This window comes from Limimaricola litoreus (genome assembly GCF_024159025.1).
Lineage (GTDB): Bacteria > Pseudomonadota > Alphaproteobacteria > Rhodobacterales > Rhodobacteraceae > Limimaricola > Limimaricola litoreus.
This window is the reverse complement of record NZ_JAMYXC010000072.1, coordinates 17193-27041: the sequence shown is the minus strand read 5'-3', so window position 1 is coordinate 27041 and position 9849 is coordinate 17193. Positions and strand designations below refer to the sequence as shown.

The 9849-nt window shown below is 67.4% G+C and carries 11 protein-coding genes; 3 read left to right on the top strand and 8 right to left on the bottom strand.

The features are described 5' to 3' along the window. The 3 genes from NHG85_RS05510 to aat all read left to right on the top strand — a co-directional run. The coding region (locus tag NHG85_RS05510; protein WP_305884594.1) for an acetyl-CoA carboxylase biotin carboxyl carrier protein at positions 1-284 on the top strand (284 nt) is incomplete at its 5' end. A gap of 5 nt (positions 285-289) precedes the next feature. Further along, positions 290-1639 carry an acetyl-CoA carboxylase biotin carboxylase subunit gene (gene accC, locus NHG85_RS05505; RefSeq protein ID WP_253330561.1) on the top strand — a complete coding sequence of 450 codons (1350 nt, stop codon included), beginning with the start codon at positions 290-292 and terminating at the stop codon, positions 1637-1639. Between the two features lie 14 nt (positions 1640-1653). Next, positions 1654-2307: a leucyl/phenylalanyl-tRNA--protein transferase gene (gene aat, locus NHG85_RS05500; protein ID WP_253330558.1), complete on the top strand. Its 654-nt coding sequence runs from the start codon at positions 1654-1656 to the stop codon at positions 2305-2307. On the opposite strand, the gene NHG85_RS05495 is transcribed toward aat, so the two are convergent. The 8 genes from NHG85_RS05495 to NHG85_RS05460 form a co-directional block, all read right to left on the bottom strand. After that, positions 2271-2630: a DUF2155 domain-containing protein gene (locus tag NHG85_RS05495; protein WP_253330562.1), complete on the bottom strand. Its 360-nt coding sequence runs from the start codon at positions 2628-2630 to the stop codon at positions 2271-2273. The genes aat and NHG85_RS05495 overlap by 37 nt on opposite strands. Further along, positions 2627-3010 (bottom strand): NADH:ubiquinone oxidoreductase subunit NDUFA12, encoded by a 384-nt coding sequence (locus tag NHG85_RS05490; RefSeq protein WP_253330556.1) that lies wholly within the window; start codon positions 3008-3010, stop codon positions 2627-2629. Before NHG85_RS05490 ends, NHG85_RS05495 begins: the two co-directional genes overlap by 4 nt. A 189-nt stretch (positions 3011-3199) precedes the next feature. Beyond that, positions 3200-4465 (bottom strand): ATP-dependent Clp protease ATP-binding subunit ClpX, encoded by a 1266-nt coding sequence (gene clpX / locus NHG85_RS05485; protein WP_253330554.1) that lies wholly within the window; start codon positions 4463-4465, stop codon positions 3200-3202. Between the two features lie 146 nt (positions 4466-4611). Beyond that, on the bottom strand, positions 4612-5253 hold the full coding sequence (locus NHG85_RS05480) for an ATP-dependent Clp protease proteolytic subunit (RefSeq protein ID WP_253330552.1): 642 nt from the start codon (positions 5251-5253) through the stop codon (positions 4612-4614). A gap of 357 nt (positions 5254-5610) precedes the next feature. After that, positions 5611-7290: a phospholipase D-like domain-containing protein gene (locus tag NHG85_RS05475; protein WP_253330550.1), complete on the bottom strand. Its 1680-nt coding sequence runs from the start codon at positions 7288-7290 to the stop codon at positions 5611-5613. Then, positions 7290-9038: a sensor histidine kinase gene (locus NHG85_RS19820; protein ID WP_253330548.1), complete on the bottom strand. Its 1749-nt coding sequence runs from the start codon at positions 9036-9038 to the stop codon at positions 7290-7292. Before NHG85_RS19820 ends, NHG85_RS05475 begins: the two co-directional genes overlap by 1 nt. After that, positions 9035-9592, bottom strand: coding sequence for an RNA polymerase sigma factor (locus tag NHG85_RS05465; protein ID WP_253330547.1), 558 nt, complete (start codon positions 9590-9592; stop codon positions 9035-9037). The genes NHG85_RS19820 and NHG85_RS05465 overlap by 4 nt, the downstream gene beginning before the upstream one ends. Position 9593: 1 nt before the next feature. Further along, positions 9594-9809, bottom strand: a complete 216-nt coding sequence (locus NHG85_RS05460) for a NepR family anti-sigma factor (RefSeq protein ID WP_253330546.1) — start codon at positions 9807-9809, stop codon at positions 9594-9596. Positions 9810-9849 lie beyond the last annotated feature (40 nt).

Below are 9849 nucleotides of genomic sequence, written 5' to 3'. Positions count from 1 at the left end.
CCGCGGCCGCACCGGCCGCCGCAGCCGCATCCGAAGACCCGGCCAGCCACCCCGGCGCGGTGACCTCGCCCATGGTCGGCACCGCCTATCTTCAGGCCGAGCCCGGCTCGCCCGCCTTCGTCACTCCCGGAGCGCAGGTGAAGGAGGGCGACACCGTCCTCATCATCGAGGCGATGAAGACCATGAACCAGATCCCCGCGCCCCGCACCGGCACGGTCAAGCGCATCCTCGTCGAGGACGGCAGCCCGGTCGAGTTCGGTGCGCCCCTGATGATCATCGAGTGAGCCCCATGTTCGACAAGATCCTCATCGCCAATCGCGGCGAGATCGCGCTCCGGGTCGTGCGGGCCGCGCGCGAGATGGGCATCAAGTCCGTCGCCGTCCACTCCACCGCCGATTCGGACGCCATGCACGTGCGCATGGCCGACGAGGCGATCTGCATCGGCCCGCCCCCTTCGGGGCAGTCCTACCTCTCCTTCCCGGCGATCCTCTCGGCCTGCGAGATCACCGGCGCGCAGGCGATCCATCCCGGATACGGTTTCCTGTCCGAGAACGCCGCCTTCGTGCAGGCGGTCGAGGATCACGGGCTGACCTTCATCGGCCCCTCGGCCGAGCACATCCGCATGATGGGCGACAAGATCACCGCCAAGGACACGATGAAGGCGCTGGGCGTGCCTTGCGTACCGGGCTCCGACGGCGGCGTGCCCGATGTCGAGGCGGCCAAGAAGATCGGCGCCGAGATCGGCTACCCGGTGATCATCAAGGCCACCGCCGGCGGCGGCGGGCGCGGCATGAAGGTCGCGAAGTCCGAGGCCGAGATCGAGCGCGCCTTCCAGACCGCGCGCTCCGAATCGAAGGCCGCCTTCGGTAATGACGAGGTCTACATCGAGAAGTACCTCACCACGCCGCGCCACATCGAGATCCAGGTCTTCGGTGACGGCAAGGGCGGCGCGGTGCATCTGGGCGAGCGCGACTGCTCCCTGCAGCGCCGCCACCAAAAGGTCTTCGAGGAGGCCCCCGGCCCCTGCATCACCCAAGAGCTGCGCGACCGGATCGGCAAGGTCTGCGCCGATGCCGTGGCCAAGATCAACTATTCCGGCGCAGGTACGATCGAGTTCCTGTTCGAGAACGACGAGTTCTACTTCATCGAGATGAACACCCGCCTGCAGGTGGAGCATCCGGTGACCGAGGCGATCTTCGGCGTCGATCTGGTGCGCGAGCAGATCCGCGTCGCCTCCGGCTTGCCGATGTCCTTCACCCAAGGCGACCTGCAGATCCGCGGCCATGCGATCGAGGTGCGGATCAACGCCGAGAAGCTGCCCAATTTCGCGCCCTGCCCGGGCCGGATCACCCAGTATCACGCGCCGGGCGGCCTTGGCGTGCGGATGGACAGCGCGCTTTATGACGGCTACCGCATCCCGCCCTTCTACGACAGCCTGATCGCCAAGCTGATCGTGCATGGCCAGGACCGGGCCGAGGCGCTGGCGCGGCTCAACCGGGCGCTGGGGGAGCTGATCGTGGACGGCATCGACACCACGGTGCCGCTGCATCACGCGCTGCTCGGCGAGGCCGACATCCAGTCGGGCGACTACAACATCCACTGGCTCGAGCGCTGGCTCGAACAGACGCTCCAGGGCTGATGCGGGGGCCGCGCATGTCTTCGCGGCCCGAGCCCCGGCTCACGCCAGAGCTGCTGCTGCACGGCTACGCGCAGGGCGTGTTTCCCATGGCCGAAAGCCGGGACGACCCGGAGATATTCTGGGTCGACCCGCGCCAGCGCGGCGTGCTGCCACTTGATCGTTTTCGCATCTCGCGAAGCCTTGCACGGCGCATGCGGCGCGGTGGCTTCGAGATCGTCGTGAACGGCGATTTCGATAGCGTGGTCGCGGGCTGCGCCGAGCGGGCCGAGACCTGGATCAACGACGAGATCTTCGCGCTCTACGCCCAGCTGCACCGCCTGGGCTTTGCCCATAGCGTCGAGGTTCGCCACGACGGCGTCCTGACGGGGGGGATCTACGGCGTGACCCTCGGGGCGGCCTTCTTCGGCGAGAGCATGTTCTCACGCCGCACGGACGCCTCCAAGCTCGCCATGGTCTGGCTGGTGGACCGACTGCGGCTGGGCGGCTTCACCTTGTTCGACGCGCAGTTCCTGACGCCGCATCTGGAGAGCCTCGGGTTTACCGAGACCCCGCGCGGCCGCTACCGCGCGGCGCTGGCCGAGGCGCTGGAGGGACGCGGCGATTTCCTCGCCCCCGGCCCCCCGGCGCCGGCTCAGGAGGTCCTGCAGCGCAACGGCCAGACGTCGTAGCGCGGGTGGTCCATGGCGTTGAGGGCGGGCGCCGAGGCGATCATCCAGCCCTGGAACACCGGGTCCTCGATCTTCTGGTAGCGCACGATCAGCCGCTCGAAGGCGTCGCCCGCCGGGTTGTCGGCGGGGTAGCGGCATTCGTCGAGCTCGATCGAGAGATGGCCCACGGTCGCGCTTTCGCCCGCGGCAAGGTCGAGATCGGTGACGATGCCGGTGATCTTGTCGAGCACGCGCAGCACGCCGCCCGGCGCCACCGCAGCCTCCTGCGCGGCGAGCGGGCCCGCCGCCAGCAGGCCGAGCGCCATGGCGCCCGCGCGGATCATTCGGGCTGCCACGCGTCGTAATCCTTCATGTCGGTCGGGGCGGCCCGGCGGATCGAGCCCTTGGGCGCATAAGCCATGGCCGTGCCGGTGTGGTTCGGCTCGTGCTCTTTCTCCCAGGGACGGTGCACCAGCGGACGCTCGCTCGGCGGCGCATCCCAGATGCGGTGCAGCCAGCCGTGCCATTCGGGGGCGATGCGGCTCGCCTCGACCTCGCCGTTGTAGATGACCCAGCGCTTGGAGTCGTCGGCGGTGCGGTAGAAGATGTTGCCCTGCCGGTCCTCGCCCACCTTCTGGCCCTTGCGCCAAGTGAAGAGCTGGGTGCCGAAGGTCTGACCGTTCCACCAGGTGAAGGTGCGCTTGAGAATGCTGCCGAGGCTCATGAAAGGTCTCCTGTCCTGCGCCCCGTCATGCCGCAAAGCGGCCGCGAGGTCCAGTGGGGTGCGGGGTCTTGCACGGGAGGGCCGGTGGTTTGCCCCTTGCGACATGCGGCACTGAAACGCGCTGCAAACGGCAAAGGGCGGACCGGCCTTCGCCGATCCGCCCTTCCGCGTTGCAATCTCCGTGCCGCCTCAGCTCGCCGAGGCAGCTTCCTTCTTGGCGCCGTCGGCGTGGATCATCAGCGGCTTGCCATCGCCCACCGCTTCCTCGTTCACGACCACCTCGGTGACGCTGTCGAGGCTGGGCAGTTCGAACATGGTGTCGAGCAGGATGCCCTCCATGATCGAGCGCAGGCCGCGCGCGCCGGTCTTGCGCTCGATCGCCTTGCGCGAGATGGCCTTGAGCGCGTCGTCGGTGAAGGTCAGCTTGGTGTCCTCGATGTCGAACAGGCGCTGGTACTGCTTGACTAGCGCGTTCTTCGGTGCGGTGAGGATGGTGATCAGCGCCTCCTCATCGAGGTCGGTCAGCGTGGCGATCACCGGCAGGCGGCCGACGAATTCGGGGATCAGGCCGAACTTCAGCAGGTCCTCGGGCTCGAGATCGCCGAAGATCTCGCCGATGCCGCGGTCGTCATCCGAGCGCACGTCGGCGCCGAAACCCATGGCCGAGCCCTTGCCGCGCTGCGCGATGATCTTGTCGAGCCCGGCGAAGGCACCGCCGCAGATGAACAGGATGTTGGTGGTGTCCACCTGCAGGAATTCCTGCTGCGGATGCTTGCGCCCGCCCTGCGGCGGCACGGAGGCGACGGTACCTTCCATGATCTTCAGCAGCGCCTGCTGCACCCCCTCGCCCGAGACGTCTCGGGTGATCGAAGGGTTGTCGGACTTGCGGGTGATCTTGTCGACCTCGTCGATGTAGACGATGCCGCGCTGCGCCCGCTCGACATTGTATTCCGAGGCCTGCAGCAGCTTGAGAATGATGTTCTCGACATCCTCGCCGACATAGCCGGCCTCGGTCAGCGTCGTCGCATCCGCCATGGTGAAGGGCACGTCGAGGATCCGCGCGAGGGTCTGGGCGAGCAGGGTCTTGCCGCAGCCGGTGGGGCCGATCAGCATGATGTTGGATTTCGCAAGCTCGAGATCGCCGGCCTTGGCCGCGTGGTTGAGCCGCTTGTAGTGGTTGTGCACCGCGACGGAGAGCACGCGCTTGGCGTGGATCTGGCCGATCACGTAATCGTCGAGCACGTCGCAGATCTCTCGCGGGGTCGGAACGCCCTCGGTCGATTTGAGGCCGGAGCCCTTGGTCTCCTCGCGGATGATGTCCATGCACAGCTCGACGCATTCGTCGCAGATGAACACGGTCGGTCCCGCGATGAGCTTGCGCACCTCGTGCTGGCTCTTGCCGCAAAAGCTGCAGTAGAGCGTGTTCTTGCTGTCGCCGCCGGACGTGCTTGCCATATCGAACCCCCGGGCCATCGGCCCTGCTTTATCTCTCTCGGACTGCCCTTGCCCAAACGATAGGGCAGCCATTTCGCGGCCACAACGCCAAAATCCCGGCCCGGAAGCGTCGGTCACCCCGGTTTGAGGGGTGACCGTGCGTCGGATCAACCGGCGGTGTTGGGCGTCTTCTCGTCGCCCTGCCCGCGGCTGGTCAGGATCTCGTCGATCAGGCCCCAGTCGCGCGCCTCCTCGGGCGACATGAAGTTGTCGCGCTCCAGCGCCGCCTCGACCTTCTCCAGCGGCTGGCCGGTGTGATGCACGTAGATCTCGTTGAGCCGGTTCTTAAGCTTCTGGGTCTCGGCGGCATGGATCATGATGTCCGTCGCCTGGCCCTGATAGCCGCCCGATGGCTGGTGCACCATGACGCGGGAGTTGGGCAACGAGAAGCGCATGCCCTTCTCGCCCGCGGTGAGCAGCAGCGAGCCCATCGAGGCGGCCTGGCCGATCACCAGCGTCGAAACCTTGGGTCGGATGTACTGCATCGTGTCGTAGATCGACAGGCCGGAGGTGACGACACCGCCGGGGCTGTTGATGTACATCGAGATTTCCTTCTTCGGATTCTCGGCTTCGAGGTGCAGAAGCTGGGCGACGATGAGCTGGCTCATGCCATCGTGCACCGGGCCGTTCACGAAAATCACGCGCTCCTTCAGCAGGCGCGAGAAGATGTCGTAGGCGCGCTCGCCCCGGCTGGTCTGTTCGACCACCATCGGGACGAGGTTCATGTAGGTCTCAACGGGATCGTGCATCTGCTCTGCCTTTTCGGGAACGCTTGCGTCTTATGCGGATCTTGTCCTGACAGAGTCTTAGTGGTCCGCCCGGGGGGTTTCAACAGCCGCCCCCATGCGCGCGGCGGGCGGCCCCGCCGCGCCCGGGCAGATCGGACGCGACGGAGAGCCTGCGGCGACCGTCCGGCAGCGAAACGGCCATGGTCCCTTCCCGTCCCGCCGCTCAGTCATCACCACCGGTGAGCAGGAATATCAGAAATGCGACCACCACCAGACCTGCAAGGGCGGCCACCATCATCGCGATGGTCATGGCGTCCTCATTGGTCGTGTCAGGGCGCAACGCGGCGCGGCGGGCAGGGTTCCGCCGCGTCGCGGCGTTCAGACCATCGCCTCGGGCACGCCCGGCAGGTTGCGACCCATCCGCCAGGCCGGCCGAAGCGGATAGGGCAGCAAGAAGCCCTTGCGCAGCTCGGGCACCTGCGCGCGATCGGCATTGACCATGCCGCGCCAGCGCGCCACCAGATCGAGGCCGCTCTCGCCCGCGCGCGGCGGGCCGTCCTCTCCCATCCAATGCGTCATGCAGGCCGTCTGCAAAGGCGCCACCTCGGCCGCGCGCTGCAGCCTGACCCCGGCCTCGGTGTCCCAATGCATCGAGCGACCGTTGAGATTGGCCGATGAGACGATCGCATCCGCGCCGTCGACGATCGAGACCTTGGCATGCACATAGATGATCGGGGCGCGGTAGATCCGCGCGCGCGGGCCGCGATCCTCGTCGGTGGCGCGTCGTCGCGCCGCGGGCGAGACGATCAGCGCCCTGTCGCCGAAGGCACGCGCGATCTTGCGCACACAGCGCGCCTGCAGGTAATCGCCGTAGCGCGCATCGACCCGTGCCTCAGAAAAGGCCGCGTCCTCGGGGGCCGCGGGCAGCACCAGCACGAGGCCGAGCGCGGGGTTGGCCCGCCCCACCCGCGCCAGCGTGCGCGCGATATCGCGGTCGCGCATGAACTGCGTCTCGATATAGATCAGGTCGCGCGCGCCCGAGAACATGTCGCGCTGCGCGTCGAGGATCTCGGACACCTTCTTTTGTGGCGACATGCGCAGGATCGCCGGGCGGCGATGGGCCGAAAGCGTGCGCAGGATGCGGCCCGCGGGCTTCGGCGCGGCGCCCGCGTTCACCGCGAGATAGCTGTCGAGATGGCGATGCGCATCCGCCACGATCGAGCCGCCCATCAGCAGCTGCACGTCGTGCCATGTCTCCTGCGCAGGCCGGTCGTGCCGCCAGGTATCATAGCGGCGATCGTCGAGATCGAGCCCGCCGATGTAGAGCCAGTCGTCGTCGAAGATGGCGAGCTTCTGGTGATGCGTGGCGAGATAGAGCTCGGGGATCGGCCAGATTTTTGCCGCGAGCGCGCCGCGCCGCGTGGTCAGGTGCCCTCCCAGCCCGGGCCTGAGCCGCAGCATCTCCTCGCGCTCCTCGCGCGGCAGGCTGCCGATCTGGCGCGCCGTGGTGCGCAGCATGTTCCAGGTCTTGTACCACAGCAGCGTTCGCGGCACGAGGCCGACCCGCGCGGGATGCATCGCCGCGCGCAGCTTGAGCCGCTCCGGGTGCCCCGAGGCCTCCCCCGCCGCGATCAGGCCGCGGATCGCGTCCCATGTCATGGCATGCATGCCGTTTACGGCAATGGGGTCGAAATCGGTGATCGCGATCTCGACCTCGAGCCCCTCGCGCAGCTTGTGCGCGATGAGGTCGAACCACAGCTCACCGATCTTGCGGGCCGAGGCAGAATGCAGCTGGGTGAAGGGGTCGAACACCCGAAACGACATGCGCACCCTGTGCCTGGCCTCGAGAAAGCAGCGCTCCAGAACCGGGTAGCCCTGTTCCGCGGTGATCAGCGGCATAGGCACGTCCGGGTCGTCCGGCAAAACCGGGTCGGGCAGCGCCTCTCGCGCCCACCGCGCGTGCTCGGGGTGGTTCTCGGCGTAGTCCGTATCCGTCTTGGCGGTTCCGCGCCGTTCGCGCAGTGGAATCCCGATACCGTTGTCGCTCCCTGGTGCCATCAATAATCCTGCGGGTCATATTGCATTTCCCGAACCCGGAAACGGGTCGAGAGCCGATAGACGCCCAACTCGTGGGAGGTCTCGCTGGGTCCACCGAGCTGTGCCGCAAATGCCTGGATCAGGTTGGTGCCGAGCCCCTGGCTGCGCGCGGCGCCTGCGTCCCGCGGCGTTTCGGCCGCGGTCGAATTGGCGATTTCGAGCCGCACCATGTCTTCGGCCTCCCGGCGCAGCGATACCGCCACCCAGGCCTCGCCCGTCTCGTCCGGCGCGACGTTGCTCAGCGCGTTGGCCAGCGCCTCGGAGGTCAGCAGAGAAAGCGGCACCGCCTGATCGGGCAGAAGCTCCAGATCCTCGAGATCGAGCCGTGTCGAAAGCTTGGAGCCTGGAGCCGAGGCTGCGCCCTGCTGTGCCACGATCTCGCGCAGCAGCCGCGCGGCGTTGACCCGGCCCACGTCCTGGCTTTCGTAGAGCGTGCGGTGAATCGTCGCGAGGCCAAGCACACGGTCCTGCAACCGGCTGAGAATCTCGCGGGTCGTGGCGTCGGGGGTGCGGCGCATCTGCATCGACATGATCGAGGAGATGAGCTGCAGATTGTTCTTGACCCGGTGGTGCACCTCCTTGAGCAGGATGCCGCGCTCGCGCAGCTGGTCCTCGAGCCGGGCCTCGTCCTGCAGGATGTTGCCCGCCATCTGCACGAACTCGCCCTCGATCTCGCGCAGCTCGCGCGACATGTCCCCGGTGCTGGCCTGCGAGGGCAGCTGCCGGTTCGCCCCGAAGCGGCGCATCGAGCGGCCGAGCCGGCTGACATGGCGGATCACCAGCCGGTGGATGGCGTAATAGGCAACGAGCAGGCTCGCCCCCCACATCAGGATGGGAAACAGGCTCGGCAGCAGCGGCGAGGCGAACCCTTCGGCGGCGGGCCAGATTCCCAGCGCGAAGACCGCGCCCGTTACCAGCGGGGTCATGGCATAGACCAGCCGCTCGCCCTCGGGCGAGACCGCGGCCGTGGCGGTGCCGCGCAGACCGGTGCGCGAGGAGAGGTCGAAATCCTTTGGCAGCAGGCTGTCGAGCGGCCGGTCGGGGTTCTGCACGGTCAGCTGCTCGCCCAGCTCGTTGTAGGTCACCAGCTGGATCGGCCGGCGCTCGGCCGTGATCAGCCCCGAGGGCGCCGCGATGCGCCGCTGCGGGATCGCCAGCTGGACATAGCCCATGAAGCGGCCATCCTCCTCGATCGGGCTGGCCACGTTGATCACCGGCTCATCGGCGATCTCGGGGCGCTGGCTCAGCGTCACGATGGAAGAAGGCGTCACCGACATCTGTGCCCAGATGCCGGTGTCGCGCATGTCCAGAGGCCGGTCGAGCGAGGAGCAGCGCATCGTCCCGTCGGGGTCGACGAGGCCGATCATCGCATAGAGCCTGCGGCCCTCGATGTAGCGGTCGAGATAGCTCGAACAGCTCGCCGGGTCATCGAGCTCATCGATCACCACGCCCAGCGCTTCGGCCACGCCGAAGGCGCGCTCGATGGTCTGCTCCACCGGCGCGCCCGCCTGCGCGGTGAGCGCCAGCAGAGAAAGCTCGGACCGCCGCAGCGTTTCGCGCTGGAACTCGGCGGTCTGGTAGATCGCGATCAGCCCGATGGGCATCAGCGCGATCGTCAGAAAGGCGACCACGCGCAGCACCAGCCCATGCGCACTGAACCAACGACCGGCCGAAGCCGCCCGGTTCCGCTCGCCTGTCGCCTCGCTCACAAGTGGGACCCACCTTGCGCCGCCAGAACGGCCATGGTCGCCTCGTCCGTCATGCCCAGCCCGTCATCGTCATCGAGTTCGAGCAGTTCGGCCAAGCGCACGCGCGCCCGGTTGGCCCGGCTCTTGATGGTGCCGATCGCCACGCCGCACATGCCCGCGGCTTCCTCGTAGGAAAAGCCCGACGCCCCCACCAGAGCCAGCGCCTCGCGCTGCTCGTCGGGCAGCGCGGCAAAGGCGCGCAGGAAATCGTTCATCTGCAGACGACCGTCATGCGCCGGCTTCTCGGCCAGGGAGGCGGTGAAGACGCCATCGACGTCGGCCACCTCGCGCTGCGCCTTGCGGCGCCCGGAGTAGAACGTGTTGCGCAAAATGGTGAACAGCCAGGCGCGCAAATTGGTGCCGGGCTTGAACTTGTCGAAATTGGTCCAAGCCTTGACCACCGTGTCCTGCACGAGGTCGTCGGCTTGGGCGCCATTGCGCGTCAGCGACAGCGCAAAGGCCCGCATGGCCGGCAGATGCCCGACCAGCTCATCTCTCGGATCCTGATGGCTCATTCTAGCCCCTGCCCACCTTGCCTGCATGGGCCGCTTCCCTGTCCGGCACCTCGTCGCCGGCCCCGGACGATGCGCTTTCCGCACCCTCACCGGCCTTCAGCTTTGCCAGAAGGTCGGTGAACCTGTCTGGCAGGGCCTCTTCGGTGAGCTGTTGAAACGCACGTTTGAGGTGGGCGTCGATGTCGCCGCGCGCGTCCCCTTGGTCCCGCTGTGTCATTCCCGCTTATACCCTCGTCATTTTCGACAGCCTCGCATAG

Bases quoted from the DNA above. Each gene is read 5' to 3' on its own strand.
- NHG85_RS05480 (WP_253330552.1), bottom strand. From the start codon at position 5,253: ATGCACGATCCCGTTGAGACCTACATGAACCTCGTCCCGATGGTGGTC.
- NHG85_RS05460 (WP_253330546.1), bottom strand. From the start codon at position 9,809: ATGACACAGCGGGACCAAGGGGACGCGCGCGGCGACATCGACGCCCAC.
- accC (WP_253330561.1), top strand. From the start codon at position 290: ATGTTCGACAAGATCCTCATCGCCAATCGCGGCGAGATCGCGCTCCGG.
- NHG85_RS05495 (WP_253330562.1), bottom strand. From the start codon at position 2,630: ATGATCCGCGCGGGCGCCATGGCGCTCGGCCTGCTGGCGGCGGGCCCG.
- clpX (WP_253330554.1), bottom strand. From the start codon at position 4,465: ATGGCAAGCACGTCCGGCGGCGACAGCAAGAACACGCTCTACTGCAGC.
- NHG85_RS05465 (WP_253330547.1), bottom strand. From the start codon at position 9,592: ATGAGCCATCAGGATCCGAGAGATGAGCTGGTCGGGCATCTGCCGGCC.
- aat (WP_253330558.1), top strand. From the start codon at position 1,654: ATGTCTTCGCGGCCCGAGCCCCGGCTCACGCCAGAGCTGCTGCTGCAC.
- NHG85_RS05475 (WP_253330550.1), bottom strand. From the start codon at position 7,290: ATGGCACCAGGGAGCGACAACGGTATCGGGATTCCACTGCGCGAACGG.
- NHG85_RS05490 (WP_253330556.1), bottom strand. From the start codon at position 3,010: ATGAGCCTCGGCAGCATTCTCAAGCGCACCTTCACCTGGTGGAACGGT.